This window comes from Flavobacterium agri, assembly GCF_013401995.1.
GTDB classification, from domain to species: domain Bacteria; phylum Bacteroidota; class Bacteroidia; order Flavobacteriales; family Flavobacteriaceae; genus Flavobacterium; species Flavobacterium agri.
The window spans coordinates 558,525-573,827 of record NZ_JACBJI010000003.1 but is presented as its reverse complement, the minus strand read 5'-3'; the positions used below and the strand labels follow the sequence as shown (position 1 = coordinate 573,827).

Here is a 15,303-nt window from a genome sequence, read left to right as displayed (position 1 = left end):
TCATCTGACTCTAATGAAGATCAACACTTTCCTTCAAATGCTATCTCAAATCCGCCAACTTCTCATTAACCCAAGGCAACCATTCCCAAAATCCGTATCTTTAAAACAAAAAAGCGCTTCGTGAAGCCACGTTTACTTAAGATTTTGATTGCTTTTATAGTGTTTCCATGCTGGCTTTCGGCACAGGACATTGCGCTTTACCAGCAATTCAACGGCCGCTACGACTTCTTGTTTTTGGGCAATACGATGAACGTAAACGAGAATTCGTATATGCTTTTCCCGGATATGTACGCCACGACTTCGGCCGATTTCGCGCTCACTCCGAGCGACCAGATCGAAGCCGCCTATCTGTATTGGGCAGGTTGCGGATTCGGGGATTTCGAAGTGACGCTCAACGGAACTGCCATATCGGCCGAAAGGACATTCGCGCACCAACGCGTGACCAATGGCACGACATACGATTATTTCAGTGCATTCGCCGATGTGACTTCCCTGATCCAATCCACGGGCAACGGAACGTATACACTAACCGACCTCGACGTCTCCGATTACATGGATTTCGCGTTTACGAACCGTACGAATTTTGCCGGATGGGCGATCGTCGTCGTCTACAAAAACGAGGCGCTTCCGCTCAACCAGCTCAACGTTTACGACGGATTGCAGGCCGTTCCAGACGAAATCACCATTACGCTCAACAGCCTCAACGTAATCGATAACGAAGACGCCAAAATCGGTTTTCTGGCTTGGGAAGGAGACGAAAATATCCAGGTGAACGAGACGCTGAGCATCAACGGCGATATCCTGAGCAACAGTATCAACCCTTCGAACAACGCGTTCAACGGCACCAATACGTTTACCGGTTCGGAAGATTTGTACAATATGGATCTCGACGTGTACGACATCCAGGGAAATATTGCCATTGGCGATACGTCGGCCGAAATCAAACTCACTTCGGGCCAGGATGTGGTCATGATCAACGCGATCGTCACCAAACTCAACAGCCAGTTGCCCGACGCGACTATTGTAGCCGATAACGTCGATGTTTTCTGTAATTCGTTCGATATCACCGTCGATTATACGGTCTACAATTTGAACAGTACAGAAGAATTGCCGGCCTTGACGCCTATCGCTTTTTTTGCCGATGGAATTCTCGTCGGACAGGCGCAAACCCAAACCATAATACCGATCGGCGGAAGCGAGACCGGACAAATCACGCTCACGCTTCCCGAAACCATTCCGACCGATTTCACGCTTACACTTTCCGTAGACAACAACGGCAGCGGCGTCGGTTCTGTTACCGAATTGAACGAGACGAACAACGATTTCACGTATGCGGTTTCACTTTTGCCGTTGCCCGAATACAACCAGCCTGAAAATCTAATCTCTTGTAACGAAGGCCTTACTTCGGGCACTTTCGATTTTTCGGATTATGCGCAGTCGATTGCCGTAAACCCGTCCGATGTCATCACTTTTTTCACTTCGGCCGAAAATGCCGAAAACAACCAAAGTGAAATCTTGAATACATCGAATTTCCATGCGAACAGTACTCCTTTCACGATTTATTTCAGGGTTCAGGGCGAGAATTGCTACAACATCGGGAGTTTCGATCTGAGAGTCCGGAATTGCCCGCCGACGATCTACAATTTCGTGTCGTCCAATGGAGACGGCATCAACGATTTCTTCCACATCGACGGATTGCGCGACATTTTCATCCATTACCAATTATCGGTATTCAACCGTTGGGGCGTGCAGATATGGTCGGGCACGAACGATACAGAAGAATGGGACGGACGCATCACCAAAGGCCTCAAATGGTCCGATTCCGAAGCGCCCGACGGCACGTATTATTATGTTTTGGATTTGAACGATCCCGATTACCCGAAACCGTTCACGGGATTTTTATACATCGTGCAATAATCAATAACGATCCAAAGGCGCGAGATACCACTTGTATCGTACCGCAAGCAGGCGTAAAACGATGATGATGGCCGAAACGAGTATGTACAACAAGTCTTGGTTGATGTCGAAATTATTGCGGATCGTAAAGAAAATGATTCCGCCGACAATACATAGCGTCGCATAAATCTCCTTGCGGAAAATCACGGGAATCTCATTGCACAGAATATCGCGGATCACACCTCCGAAACAAGCCGTCATCGTTCCCAAAGCCACGCAAATGACTGGATGCAAGCCGGTGGCGATACCTCTTTCGATTCCGATAAGCGTAAAAACACCCAATCCGATCGTGTCGAACAGGAAAAGCGAAACACGCAACTTGTCGAGTTTCTTGCGGAAAATCACGGCCAGCGCAAATCCGGCGATGATGAAATAGACGACGTTCAGATCGCGCATCCAACCGACTGGCGTGTAGCCGATAAGTACGTCGCGCAACGTCCCGCCTCCGACCGAAGTCGCGAACGCAATCACGAAAACCCCGAACGGATCGAGTTTCTTGTTCATGGCCGTAAGCGATGCCGATACTGCAAAAGCCATGGTTCCGATGACATTCAAATAATAAAACATGGGGCGTGATTTGGGTTTAAAGTCGGAAAAATCGAGGAACTACGCGCCTCTCGTGTAGAAATTGTAATCTTTGATCACCGTGCGGATAAAATCGTGATGGTTGCCCGATTGGTTCCTGATACCCGTCACCTTCTCTACCTTGTCGACCAATTTGCGCACCGTATCGTAATCATTGCGAGCCACGGCATTGTTGAAGGTTTCCTTGATGATGCGCACGTCGTTGTCTGAAAGTTTGATCACCAGCGGATAAATCGGCACGTATTCGGTTCCGATTTCTTCCAGAATCGTATGGCTGATGTTGATCTTGTTCTTGAGCGTAATCACCGAAGTACCGGCCGCCATGTCGCCCAAACGTTGGCTTCGCGAAGAGGTCGAAACCGATATTACCGCAATGAGTCCGTTGAAGATCATCAAATCGACGAGGCGGAAAAACCAACGGATCAGATACTCGGGAAACGATGCCTGGTACCCGTCGATCTTGACGACTTTTATCTTCATGAGGCGTTTTCCCCAGGTCTGTCCTTCGAGCCAGCTTTCGAAAATGAGCGTGTAGAAAGCCACGGGAAGCATAAATATCATGATAATTGCGCCGCCCGACCAGTCGTCCATTTTATTGATGGCGTCGAGAAGGCCCGTCCATCTGAAAATCATGAAGAACAACACCACGAAATAGGCGATTTTTATGAGCCAATCCACGATGTTCGCCAGGATGCGATCGCCTACCGACGCCGCCGTAAAAACGATGTTTACATTTTGTGTGGTGTTGATTGAAATTTGGGTCATAATTCCTATTTTAGCCGCCAATGAGAGAAATTGCGTTCATCCGGCAAAATAAAGAAAAATGGCTTGAATTTGAACGTGCCATCACCTCGGGCGACAAAAAAAATCCCGATGAGATGTCGAGCCTTTACATCCAACTCATCAACGATCTGTCGTTCGCCCAGACGTATTACCCCAAAAGCAAGACCGTCGTTTACCTGAACCACCTCGCGGCACAGGTGTATCAAAAAATCTATAAGACCAAACGCGTCGAGAAAAACCGGCTCGTGTATTTCTTCAAGACCGAAGTGCCGTTGTTGTGTTATGCGTACCGACGTTATTTCCTGTACGCGTTCATCTTGTTTTTCCTTTCGGTCGGGATCGGTGTGATCTCGGCGATCAACGATAAAGATTTCATCCGCCTGATACTTTCCGACGGTTATGTGAACATGACGATGGAAAACATAGAGAAAGGCAATCCCGTCGCGGTCTATAAATCGGGCAGCAATTGGGGAAGCTTCATCGGCATCACGCTGAACAACCTTCGCGTGGGCGCGATGTGTTATTTTTATGGGATTTCGGCCGGAATCGGCACGTTCAGGATCGCGTTCGAAAACGGCATCATGCTGGGGTCGTTCCAATACATGTTCTATGAGCACAAGGTTTTTTGGGAAAGCGTGCGTGGCATCTGGATCCACGGATCGATGGAGATTTTCGGGATTGTCGTAGAAACGGCGGCCGGCTTCATTCTGGGCGCGTCGGTTTTGTTCCCGAGGACGTATTCAAGGCTTAATTCGCTCAAAAGAGGATTCATGGCCTCGTTCAAAATCTACTTGAGCACTTGGGCATTCACGATCGCCGCCGGATTCCTTGAAGGTTTCATTACGCGCTATTCTGTCGACATGCCGATTTGGGCCAGCACCGCCATCATCCTGTCGACACTTTCGTTCATTTCGTGGTACTATTTGATTTACCCCGTATTCGTCCACAAAAAACAGCTCAAAAACCTTGCGTAAGTTCTTTTTCATAACGTTGGTTTTATTGTCTTTCGGCTCATATGCCCAGGACAGCCTTGAGGTGGAGCAGGAAAACGTTCGCTATACCGAAGCCGATATCGTACGCGACACATCGACTGTGGTCCTGAAGACTTTTCCCGTAAAATTCAAGGAAAAGTACAAGGACGACGAATTCAATTACAATCCGAAACCCAAAGAACTTACGGCCTGGGACCGTTTCAAAGCGTGGCTCGGAAACCTTTTGAGCAATCTTTTCAATCTCGGCGGCACCGCATCGAGCGTCGTCGGATGGATCATCCGCATATTGGCCATCGTTTTGGTAATCGGCGTAATTTTCTTGATCGTGCGCGCCATCATGAACAAGGAAGGCCAATGGATTTTCGGAAGAAGCACCACCAAACGCATCCTTTCGGCCGAAGAAATCGAAAAGAACATCCAGTCTGCCGATTTCGAAAAACTGATTGCCGAGACGCTGCAGTCGGGCGACCAACGCCTCGCCATCCGCTATTATTACTTGTGGCTGCTGCAGAAATTCTCGAAACGCGGCATCATCCAATGGGATATCGAAAAGACGAATTCCGATTATTTGTACGAGATCGCGAAAGAGTCGGACAAAAAGCAGTTCGCCTATTTGTCGTACCTGTACAATTACATCTGGTACGGTGAATTCGAAATAGACGGCCCGACTTTCGAAAAGGCCATCGCCTCGTTCAAACAAACCTTAAACAACGTATAATGGGAAAACTGAAGATTTACATCGGCGTTCTCGTTTTGCTGTTTGCGGGAATCATCATTTTGGACAGCGGCAAGCCCAAAGAAATCGACTGGACGCCTTCGTACTCCGTTTACGACCGCATTCCTTTCGGATTGTACGTGCTCGACCACGAAATAGACGGTCTTACCGGAACGAAAGTGCGCAGGCTGCACGACACACCTTATGAATTCCTCGATTCCATTTACGATTTCGACAACAACACGTATAAACTCAAGGGCAATATCCTCAACATTTCGGGTAGCGACAACCTCGACGACCAATCGGTAAAAGAGATTTTCTATTATGTGAGCCACGGGAATTCGGCTTTCATCAGCATGAGTTCTTTTCCAGAAATCTTCAAGGACAGTCTCAACATCGCGACGCGCATCGATATGGAATTGACCGATACGTTGCGTTTGGGGTTCGCGAATCCGAGATTGGGAACCAAAAAATATGCGCTCCACGAAGGTGTCGACGCGAATTATTTCTCGTCGATCGATACGTTGAACACTACCGTTCTCGGCACTTTTGCCGCCGACAGCTCGCGTGTGAATTTCGTCAAGGTCAATTTCGGAAACGGCGCATTTTATTTGCATACGACACCGGCCGCTTTTACGAATATCCATATGCTCAAGGACGACCATTCGGAATATGCGGCGAAAACGTTGTCGTATCTTCCCGAAGGCCAGACGTATTGGTACGTTTCGGAGAATATGGGTGCGATAAGTTCGTCGCCTTTGCGTTTCATCACGTCTCAACCGGCTTTGTATTGGGCTTGGCTGATTTTCGTGTTCGGAATGCTCGCGTTCATGGTTTTCAACGCCAGAAGGAAACAGCGTATCGTGCCTATTTTGGAACCACTTCCGAATACGACGGTCGATTTTGCGAAGACCATCGGCAATTTGTACTTCCAGGAAGGCGACCATCATACGGTCATCGATCGCAAAATCATTTATTTCCTTGAAAAGATCCGAAACGATTATTTGATAGATACGACCAAACTCGACGACGCGTTCGTAGAGAAGCTGCACCAAAAGTCGGGTAAGGAACTCGCTTTGATAGAACAGGCGGTCTTCTTGATCAACCACCACAGGAAAAGCCCGCACACGGCCGTGGAAGAAGACCTGATTCAAATTAACACCGCATTGGAAAAACTCTTAAACTGATGGAAAACGAAAACCAAAACCAAGAGCCTCAAAATAACGACAACCGTTTTATGCCTTCGTTCGGAAGCACACCCGATAACGCATCTTCGGGCGACGTGCATTTCAACAACCGCATCAACCTCGCTCCGCTTTCGGAAAGTCTCGAAAAAGTACGCAGGGAATTGTCGAGCGTGATCGTCGGACAGGAAAAAATGATCGACCAATTGCTCGTCGCGCTGTTGTCGAACGGGCACGTACTGCTCGAAGGCGTTCCCGGAGTCGCCAAGACGATCACGGCGAAATTACTCGCCAAGACGACCGACATCGGTTTCAGCCGCATACAGTTCACACCCGACCTGATGCCTTCGGATATTTTGGGTACGTCTGTTTACGACCAGAAGAAAACCGAATTCGAGTTCAGGAAAGGGCCTGTTTTCTCGAACCTGATCCTGATCGACGAGATCAACCGCGCGCCGGCCAAAACCCAGGCGGCCTTGTTCGAGGTCATGGAAGAACGCCAGGTGACCATCGACGGAAAGCGTTACGAAATGGACGCGCCTTTCCTTGTCGTGGCAACCCAAAACCCGATCGAACAAGAAGGAACATACCGTTTGCCTGAAGCCCAGCTCGACCGTTTCCTGTTCAAGATTTCTGTGGATTATCCGAAATTGAGCCAGGAAATCGACATCATCATGCGCGAGCACAAATTGCAGAGCCACGACAAACTCGAAAACATCAAACCCGTGATTTCGGGCAAACAGATCAGCGAATTCCAGGCGCTCGTGAAGCAGATCATCATCGAGCCGCAATTGGTGGAATACATCGCCAAAATTGTGATCAACACACGGGAAAATGCGTTCTTGTATTTGGGCGCTTCACCTCGTGCATCGATCGCGATCCTCAATGCCTCGAAAGGTTTTGCCGCGCTCAGAGGACGCGATTTCGTGACGCCCGAAGACATCAAGGACGCCGCGATCCCGGTGCTTCAACACCGTATCATCGTAACGCCCGAACGCGAAATGGAAGGCCTTACGAGTACCGAAATCATCAAACAGATCCTTGAATCAGTAGAAATTCCGAGATAATTTTGAAACGACTGCGCCTTTTCGGATTGTACATCAACAACCTGTTTTTCTACCTGCTTATCGCGGTGGGAACGTTTTTCGTATTGGCGTTTTTCTTCCCGAACCTGTTCAACGCGTCGAAATACCTGTTTTTGGCGCTCATGACGTTTTTGGCGCTCGACGTGCTGATTCTTTTCATGGCCGCCAATCCGATCGAAGCCGAACGCGAATTACCCGAAAAGTTCTCTAACGGAGACGAGAATCCCGTCATCGTGAAACTGCGCAACTTTTACACGTTTGCCGTGAAAGTGCACATCATCGATGAGATTCCCGAACAGTTCCAAATCCGGAATTTCGATATCGAACGCAAGATCAAACAAGCTTCGGCAGACGAATTCAGTTATGCGCTGCGTCCGACCGAAAGAGGCGAATACCATTTCGGCAAGCTCAACGTGTACATTTCTTCTCCGCTGCGCTTGGTGTCGCGACGCTTTATTTTCGGCGACAAGCAAATGGTCAAGACGTATCCGTCGTTCATACAGCTGCGCAAATACGACCTCATGGCGTTCTCGCATCACTTGACGCAGTACGGCGTGAAACGCATCCGACGCATCGGCCACACGATGGAATTCGAGCAGATCAAGGAATACGTGATGGGCGACGACATCCGCACGATAAACTGGAAAGCCACGGCCAAGAAATCGAATTTCATGGTGAACCAATACCAGGACGAGAAATCGCAGTCGGTGTACATGGCAATCGATAAAGGACGCGTAATGAAAATGCCGTTCAACGGATTGAGCCTGTTGGATTATGCGATCAACGCGACGCTCGTACTTTCGAACGTCATCCTTAAAAAACAGGACAAAGCAGGTATGTTCTCGTTCTCGAAAAAGGTAGAAAACCGTGTGGTTGCCGAGAAGCGTTCGTCCCAAATGGAGAAAATCCTCGAGAACCTGTACAACGTCAAAACCGATTTTTTCGAGAGCGATTACAGCCGTTTGTATGCCGATATCCGAAAGAACGTGAACCACCGCAGCCTGATCATGCTGTACACGAATTTCGAGACGCTCGACGGGTTGCACCGCCAGTTGCGCTACCTCAAAGGAATCGCGAAGCATCATTTGCTCGTGGTCGTTTTCTTCAAGAACACCGAACTCAATTCGATCATCGAAAAGAAAGCCGACAACATCCATGAAGTCTACGACAAGGTCGTGGCCGAGAAATTCATGTTCGAAAAACGTCTCATCGTCAATGAATTGCGCAAATACGGGATTTATTCGCTGCTTACTTCGCCCGAAGATCTGACTTTGGATACGATCAATAAGTATTTGGAGATTAAGGCACGCGGGATATTGTAGAAAAATTCCAAATTCCAAATCCCAAATTCCAAATCCCAAATTCCAATCTGCATTATGGAAGAATTCGGATTTTTAGAGATCGTCCACCAGCTCATAGACAACTGCCAGAGCGGATTTTTCCTGTACACCTTGGTTTATTTCGGGTTGCGGTCCAAAAAACCGAAGGAAAAACTGCGTGATTTCGATTGGTCCGCGGCGCTCGTGGTTTGCGGTGTTTCGGCAGTGTATTTTATCGTTTATGCCTGCGAAATGGTGAACACGATGCTGTCGGAAGAAAGCAGGGCGCATTATCACCAACGCCTTGTAAGCCCTTATGGATTCGCGCTTTGGATTCCGCCTTTGATGTACATGGCTTTCCCGTTTTTGTTGCTGTTTCGCAAGGTTCGGGAGAATTTCCTCACGAGATTCATCATCGCTTTTCTGTTGTTTTTCAACTTCGAGAAATTCGTGATCATCGTTACCTCGCTGCATCGCGACTATTTGCCGGGCTCATGGTCGATGGATTCCGATGCGATGTTTCCGTCTATCGCATAAGCCATCCTGTGGAAATTGGCCTTGTTTACGGGTTTGACAGCGCTTTTGTTTTCGTTTCGGCGGAAAAGGGATAATTTCGCGACATGAAACAGATCACTTCGGCACAAAACCCGTTCATCAAACAGTTGGTCCAATTGCAGGAAAAAGCCAAGGCGCGCAAGCAATCGGGTACTTTTTTGATCGAAGGCAAACGCGAAATCGAACTGGCGGTCAAAGGCGGATATGAAATCGAGACGGTGTTGTATTTGGCCGAAACCGATTTTGATTTCCGGATTTTTAGATTTTCGGATTTTCAGAAGATAGAAATCTCGAAAGAGGTGTACCAAAAACTCGCCTATCGCGATACGACCGAAGGCGTGATTGCCGTCGCGAAATCGAAAAGTTTGTCCTTGTCGGATTTGGAATTATCGGAAAATCCGTTGGTATTGGTAGCCGAAGCACCCGAAAAGCCCGGAAACATAGGCGCGATGCTGCGAACCGCCGATGCGGCAAATCTCGACGCGGTGATCATCGCGAATCCCAAATCGGATATGTACAACCCGAACATCGTGCGCTCGAGCGTCGGATGTTTGTTCACGAACCAGATCGCAACGGGAACGACCGAAGAAGTGATCGCTTTTCTCAAAGCACGCAACATCGCGATTTACGGCGCAACGTTGCAAGACTCCATTGCGTATCACGAACAGGATTTCACGTCGGCGACCGCGCTTGTCGTAGGAACGGAAGCTACGGGGCTCACGCAAGACTGGCGAAACGCGGCAAAGCAGAACATCATGATTCCGATGCAAGGCGAGATCGATTCGATGAACGTGTCGGTTGCGGCGGCGATTTTGATTTTCGAGGCGAAACGGCAGCGTGGGTTTTGATATAGCCACGAATAGCGCGAATTTCACTAATTTTTATAATCGCGAATAGGTAAAACTCCGTTGTCCCATGCCAATCATTTTTCCTCAACTTGATAGAAGCCACGTATATATTTATGTAATTTGTGCCATTCGTGGCTAAAAAAGCCACCATCCCGTAACATTATCTTCTTTTAACAACTAATATCACGCTTCGAATATATTTGTGTCATTCGTGAAATTCGCGGCTAAAAAATTATGAAATACATTTATCTCTTGGCGGCTTTCGTGGCTTTTTCGGCCCAAGCCCAACTTTCGGAATCCAAAATCGACGAAGTAGTCGAAAAATCCCTAAAAGCCTTCGACGTTCCCGGAATTGCCGTGGCAATCGTAAAAGACGGAAAAGTCGTGCACGCCAAAGGTTACGGCGTGAAATCGATCAAAACCAAGCAAAAAGTGGATGCGAACACGCTTTTTGGCATCGCATCGAATTCCAAGGCCTTCACTTCGGCGGCACTTGCGATTTTGGTAGACGAAGGCAAGATTTCCTGGGATGACAAAGTCGTCAAACACATTCCCGAGTTCAAGATGTACAACGATTACGTCACGAACGAATTCACGATACGCGACTTGCTCACGCACAGGAGCGGACTCGGGCTTGGCGCAGGCGATTTGATGGTTTGGCCCGACGGGAACAACTTCCAGGTCCAGGACATCGTCAACAACCTGCAATTCCTTAAACCGACTTCGGCCTTCAGGACCAAATACGATTACGACAACTTGCTGTATATCGTCGCCGGCGAAGTCGTGCATCGCGTGAGCGGCAAAACCTGGAACGAATTCGTCGAGGAACGCATCATGCAACCTATCGGAATGAAAAACAGCGCGTCTTCGTTCTATCGCTTGAAAGACACGACGAACGTGATCGATCCGCATGTGCCCATAGACGGCAAACTCAAGATCATTTCGCGCTACAAACTGCACACGTTCGATGCGGCAGCCGGGCTTTATGCAAGCGTCAACGATTTGTCGAATTGGTTGATTTTACAGATGAACAAAGGCAAATTCGAAGGCAAGCAGATTTTTTCGGAAAAAGTCGCCAACGAAATGTGGACGCCCCAAACGATCCAACCCAACAAACCGGTCGCGCCTTATTTTTCGAACTTCAAAACCTACGGATTGGGATGGGTTCTCAACGATGTGAAAGGCAAACTGCAGGTTTCTCACACGGGCGGATTGGAAGGTATCGTGACCCAAACGCTTATGATTCCCGATTTGAAGCTCGGAATCATAGTTTTGACGAACCAACAGGCGGGCTCTGCGTTTACGGCAATTTCTAATACGATCAAGGACAGTTATCTGGGCATGCCCGAATTCGACCATGTGACCGATCTGGCCAACAAAATGCGTCAACGCGAATCGGACGCCGACAAAGTGACCGATGAAGTCTGGGCGACGGTGAACCAAAACGTCAAGGACAAAAAAACGCCCGATTGGAAACCATTGCTCGGAACTTTCAAGGACAATTGGTTCGGAGACGTCGTGTTTTCGGTCAAAAAAGGCAAGTTGTACATGGCTTCGAAACGCTCGCCACAGCTTACGGGCGAAGTGTTTTTCTATAAAGACAAGAATTATGTCGTAAAATGGGACAACCGATATTTCCACGCCGATGCGCATATTTTCTGGGATGGGAACGATCATTTTACGATGAAACCGATTTCGCCTTTGACTGATTTCAGTTATGATTTCCAGGATCTGGATTTCGTGCGTGTGAAGTGATTGGCGTATGATTTAGCGACGAATGACACAAATGATTGGTGAAATTCGCGTCATTCGTGGCTTAATTTTTCGAGGAAAACCATTGTGGTCACTTTGAAAAAATTCAGTTTGGTTGATTGATTTCGATTCGGATTTCGGGCGTTGTGTCAGTGAATTTTGATTTATGGGGATTGGCGTAATTTTTGACGGGAGCGCGTTAGGGATTGAAGTGGAAATCCTTTGGGTTCCGAGCGTAGTCGAGGAACCCGAAGATTGAAACGGAAAGCCCGGCGACAGCCCGCAACCGATTTTACTTTTGCCGCGTCTTTCCGGCTGGCGCAACGCCTTAAAAAATCCAAATTTCTTTTTACATTTAGCACATGGAGTTGACGGAAGAATTCATCGAAAAAGAAAACAAAGCCATTGCCCAAGAGTACAAGGAACTGTTGCGCATCAGCTACCAGACGCTTTCGGACAGCGACAAGAAGATGATCCGGAAAGCGTTCGACGTGGCAGTTGACGCTCATAAGGACCAAAGACGCAAATCGGGCGAGGCGTACATATTCCATCCGATCGCGGTGGCCAAAATCGTGGCTTCCCAAATCGGTTTGGGCGCGACGTCCATTGCCGCGGCCCTGATGCACGATGTCGTGGAAGATACAGACGTGACCGTCGAGGACATCGAACGCATGTTCAACCCAAAAGTCGCGCAGCTTGTAGAAGGTCTGACCAAGATCGCACAAGTCAAAAAAGACATGAACATCTCGATGCAGGCCGAGAATTTCCGCAAGATGTTGCTGACATTGAACGACGACGTACGCGTGATCCTGATTAAAATCGCCGACCGTTTGCACAACATGCAGACGATGGATTCCATGGCCGAATACAAACAGGTCAAGATCGCTTCGGAAACGCTTTACATCTATGCGCCTCTCGCCCATCGTCTCGGGTTGTACAACATCAAGAACGAGCTTGAGGATTTGGGCTTGAAATACACCGAACCTACGGTTTACAAGGACATCGTCTCTAAAATCAAGGAAACGAAAGAACAGCAGGACGCTTACATTGCCGAGATTTCGGGCATTCTCAAAAATGCGCTCGATCTGGAAGGCATCGATTATATCATCAAAGGGCGTCCGAAATCGGTATATTCGATCCGGCGTAAGATGAAGGCGCAGAACGTGAGCTTCGATGAAGTATACGACAAATTCGCGTTGCGCATCGTCTATAAATCCGACCCTCACGACGAGAAATTCCTCGCGTGGAAAATCTATTCGATCGTCACCGATCATTATCGCCCGTCCCCGAGCCGTTTGCGCGATTGGATTTCATCGCCAAAATCGACAGGTTACGAGGCGTTGCACATTACGGTCATGGGTCCGAAAGGCCGATGGGTCGAAATCCAGGTACGCTCCGAAAGAATGGATGAAATCGCCGAAAAAGGTTACGCGGCCCACTACAAATACAAGCAAGGCGGCGGAAACGAAGAATCGGGGCTTGACGTTTGGCTTAACCTTTTGAAGGAAGCACTCGAAAATTCGGAGACGAACGCGGTTGATTTCGTCGAGGATTTCAAGATGAATTTATATGCGAAAGAGATTTTCATCTTCACGCCTAAAGGAGAAATCAAATCGTTGCCAAAAGGTGCGACTTCGCTCGATTTCGCGTTTTCGATCCACTCCGAAATCGGAATCAGGACGAGAGGAACACGCGTAAATGGCCGACTCGTGCCATTGAATCACGAACTCAAGAGCGGCGATCAGGTAGAAATCATCACTTCGCCACATCAAAAACCGACGACGCATTGGCTTGAATACGTGACGACTTCGCGCGCCAAGAACAAGATCAGGAACACGCTCAACGAGAATACGAAAAAGATCGCCGAGGAAGGAAAAGAACTGCTCACGCGCAAACTGCGTCACCTTAAGATTACGCTCAACGAAACGGTAGTGAACGAACTCGTGAATTTCTTCAAGCTCAAAACGAGTCTGGACTTGTTTTACAGAGTCGGAATCGGGGCAATCGAAAACCAGCAGCTAAAGGATTACGCGGCCCAGAAAAGCAATACGTTCATCAATTTCTTCAAGAACCGCATTAAGCGTACGGACAAGCCGATTCCCGACGAAGACCTGCACAGGCAAGTACTCACACAGAATTTCGACATGCTCGTCTTCGGGCCGGAACACGACAAACTCGATTACAAGCTCTCGACTTGCTGCAACCCGATTCCCGGAGATGAAGTGTTTGGTTTCGTGACGATCAACGAAGGTATCAAAGTGCATAAAAAGGATTGTCCGAACGCAATCACGCTGCAATCGAATTACGCATACCGGATCATGTCGGCCAAATGGATCGATTCGACCCAACAGGAATTCAAAGCCATTTTGAACATTACGGGAATGGATACGCTCGGTTTGACGAACCAGATCACGAAAGTCATCTCGAACAACATGCACGTGAATATCCAAAGCATTTCGCTTAACGGCGAGGCCGGAATTTTTAACGGCCAAATCGCCGTGATCGTACAGAACAATACGATTTTGAAAAAGTTGATGGAGAACATCCGCAAGATTGACGGCGTCGATAAGGTGACGCGCGTTTACCACTAATCATTTTTTTAGCCACGAATGGCACGAATTTCACCAATAATTTGTGTTATTCGTGCCATTCGTGGCTAACTTATTCCCTATCAAACCGCGCTTCCTGGTCCGCTCGGATCCATCGGGCCTGCTGGTCCCGGCCTGTCGAGCGGATCGATGTCACCCCATTCAGGCAACTGGTGCTCTTCCTCTTCGGTAGTATCTTGCGATTTGTCCTGCTGAAAGCGCACACTGGCATTCTCCTGCTGGCGCGCCCAATCATGACCTTGATTGTCACCGTCGTTGATCGGCTGTTTCCGATCGTCTCTTGTATTTTCCATGACAGTTGAGTTTTGTGGTTTGAAGTCGTAAATTAGTACGCTTTTCGGGGTTTCGCCTTATTCAATTCATCGGAAAACTTGCGAAATTTGCGATGAGACCAAATATCCGACCATGGAAAAACCGATCATAGACGATACGTTCATCCTTAAAAAAGGCGAAGGAAAAGGCGCATGGACGTTCGTTGAAATGCCTATTTTGACCAACGTTCCCAAAAAACGCAACAGTACGGTGCGAGTGCGCGGATTCATCGACAGCCACGAACTCAAGGATTTCAACATTTGGGCGATGAAAAAAGGAACGTTCCTCGCGGTCAAGGCCGATATCCGGAAAGCGATAAAAAAGGAACAAGGCGATTCGGTCAAAATCGTGCTTTACCTCGATGAGGCGCCAATGGTGATTCCGGAAGATTTCCTGGTCTGCCTTAAGGAAGAGCCGAAACTTCACAAAAAATTCATGGCATTCGACGACAAGCGCAAAAAAGAAATCTCAGACTGGATTTTTGCGGCTACGGTAGACGAGGAAATCGTAAGACGCATCGGAAAAGCGCTCGAGCACCTCGAAAACGAGAAGGTCAAGCTATCCTAACAAAAAAAGCCCCGGCGAACCGAGGCTTCAAAAAAACTAAC

General features: G+C 48.2%; 14 protein-coding genes. 11 read left to right on the top strand and 3 right to left on the bottom strand.

The features are described from left to right. Window positions 1–120: 120 nt before the first annotated feature. The gene (locus tag HZF10_RS09940; protein WP_317171613.1) at window positions 121–1,917 is read left to right on the top strand and encodes a T9SS type B sorting domain-containing protein; all 1,797 of its coding nucleotides are present in this window, start codon (window positions 121–123) and stop codon (window positions 1,915–1,917) included. On the opposite strand, the gene HZF10_RS09935 is transcribed toward HZF10_RS09940, so the two are convergent. Further along, a complete protein-coding gene (locus HZF10_RS09935) occupies window positions 1,918–2,523 on the bottom strand; it encodes a trimeric intracellular cation channel family protein (protein ID WP_176006037.1) in 606 nt (201 codons plus the stop codon). A gap of 39 nt (window positions 2,524–2,562) precedes the next feature. Beyond that, on the bottom strand, window positions 2,563–3,306 hold the full coding sequence (locus HZF10_RS09930; protein ID WP_176006036.1) for an RDD family protein: 744 nt from the start codon (window positions 3,304–3,306) through the stop codon (window positions 2,563–2,565). A 20-nt stretch (window positions 3,307–3,326) separates the two neighbouring features. On the opposite strand from HZF10_RS09930, the gene HZF10_RS09925 reads away from it, so the two are divergent. The 9 genes from HZF10_RS09925 to HZF10_RS09885 all read left to right on the top strand — a co-directional run bounded on the left by HZF10_RS09925 (window position 3,327) and on the right by HZF10_RS09885 (window position 14,365). Further along, complete coding sequence (locus tag HZF10_RS09925) at window positions 3,327–4,298, top strand: stage II sporulation protein M (protein ID WP_176006035.1); 972 nt, start codon at window positions 3,327–3,329, stop codon at window positions 4,296–4,298. Beyond that, window positions 4,291–5,034 carry a DUF4129 domain-containing protein gene (locus HZF10_RS09920; protein WP_176006034.1) on the top strand — a complete coding sequence of 248 codons (744 nt, stop codon included), beginning with the start codon at window positions 4,291–4,293 and terminating at the stop codon, window positions 5,032–5,034. Before HZF10_RS09925 ends, HZF10_RS09920 begins: the two co-directional genes overlap by 8 nt. Continuing rightward, window positions 5,034–6,218: a DUF4350 domain-containing protein gene (locus HZF10_RS09915; RefSeq protein ID WP_176006033.1), complete on the top strand. Its 1,185-nt coding sequence runs from the start codon at window positions 5,034–5,036 to the stop codon at window positions 6,216–6,218. The genes HZF10_RS09920 and HZF10_RS09915 overlap by 1 nt, the downstream gene beginning before the upstream one ends. A gap of 50 nt (window positions 6,219–6,268) precedes the next feature. After that, complete coding sequence (locus HZF10_RS09910) at window positions 6,269–7,282, top strand: AAA family ATPase (protein WP_246282556.1); 1,014 nt, start codon at window positions 6,269–6,271, stop codon at window positions 7,280–7,282. After that, complete coding sequence (locus HZF10_RS09905) at window positions 7,282–8,622, top strand: DUF58 domain-containing protein (protein ID WP_371315648.1); 1,341 nt, start codon at window positions 7,282–7,284, stop codon at window positions 8,620–8,622. Before HZF10_RS09910 ends, HZF10_RS09905 begins: the two co-directional genes overlap by 1 nt. A gap of 54 nt (window positions 8,623–8,676) precedes the next feature. After that, window positions 8,677–9,156 carry a hypothetical protein gene (locus tag HZF10_RS09900; RefSeq protein WP_176006031.1) on the top strand — a complete coding sequence of 160 codons (480 nt, stop codon included), beginning with the start codon at window positions 8,677–8,679 and terminating at the stop codon, window positions 9,154–9,156. Between the two features lie 83 nt (window positions 9,157–9,239). After that, complete coding sequence (locus HZF10_RS09895; protein WP_176006030.1) at window positions 9,240–10,022, top strand: TrmH family RNA methyltransferase; 783 nt, start codon at window positions 9,240–9,242, stop codon at window positions 10,020–10,022. 234 nt (window positions 10,023–10,256) lie between these two features. Beyond that, entirely contained in the window at window positions 10,257–11,777 is a 1,521-nt protein-coding gene (locus HZF10_RS09890; RefSeq protein WP_176006029.1) for a serine hydrolase, read from the top strand. Window positions 11,778–12,142: 365 nt separating this feature from the next. Then, complete coding sequence (locus HZF10_RS09885; RefSeq protein WP_176006082.1) at window positions 12,143–14,365, top strand: RelA/SpoT family protein; 2,223 nt, start codon at window positions 12,143–12,145, stop codon at window positions 14,363–14,365. Between the two features lie 80 nt (window positions 14,366–14,445). On the opposite strand, the gene HZF10_RS09880 is transcribed toward HZF10_RS09885, so the two are convergent. Continuing rightward, the gene (locus HZF10_RS09880) at window positions 14,446–14,676 is read right to left on the bottom strand and encodes a hypothetical protein (protein WP_176006028.1); all 231 of its coding nucleotides are present in this window, start codon (window positions 14,674–14,676) and stop codon (window positions 14,446–14,448) included. Between the two features lie 112 nt (window positions 14,677–14,788). Here HZF10_RS09880 and HZF10_RS09875 point away from each other — a divergent pair, with 112 nt between their 5' ends. Next, window positions 14,789–15,262 (top strand): YdeI/OmpD-associated family protein, encoded by a 474-nt coding sequence (locus tag HZF10_RS09875; protein ID WP_176006027.1) that lies wholly within the window; start codon window positions 14,789–14,791, stop codon window positions 15,260–15,262. Window positions 15,263–15,303: the final 41 nt, after the last annotated feature.

Coding starts and splice junctions, on each gene's coding strand:
- HZF10_RS09935 (WP_176006037.1), bottom strand. CDS start 2,523: ATGTTTTATTATTTGAATGTCATCGGAACCATGGCTTTTGCAGTATCG.
- HZF10_RS09930 (WP_176006036.1), bottom strand. CDS start 3,306: ATGACCCAAATTTCAATCAACACCACACAAAATGTAAACATCGTTTTT.
- HZF10_RS09925 (WP_176006035.1), top strand. CDS start 3,327: ATGAGAGAAATTGCGTTCATCCGGCAAAATAAAGAAAAATGGCTTGAA.
- HZF10_RS09915 (WP_176006033.1), top strand. CDS start 5,034: ATGGGAAAACTGAAGATTTACATCGGCGTTCTCGTTTTGCTGTTTGCG.
- HZF10_RS09910 (WP_246282556.1), top strand. CDS start 6,269: ATGCCTTCGTTCGGAAGCACACCCGATAACGCATCTTCGGGCGACGTG.
- HZF10_RS09900 (WP_176006031.1), top strand. CDS start 8,677: ATGGAAGAATTCGGATTTTTAGAGATCGTCCACCAGCTCATAGACAAC.
- HZF10_RS09895 (WP_176006030.1), top strand. CDS start 9,240: ATGAAACAGATCACTTCGGCACAAAACCCGTTCATCAAACAGTTGGTC.
- HZF10_RS09890 (WP_176006029.1), top strand. CDS start 10,257: ATGAAATACATTTATCTCTTGGCGGCTTTCGTGGCTTTTTCGGCCCAA.
- HZF10_RS09880 (WP_176006028.1), bottom strand. CDS start 14,676: ATGGAAAATACAAGAGACGATCGGAAACAGCCGATCAACGACGGTGAC.
- HZF10_RS09875 (WP_176006027.1), top strand. CDS start 14,789: ATGGAAAAACCGATCATAGACGATACGTTCATCCTTAAAAAAGGCGAA.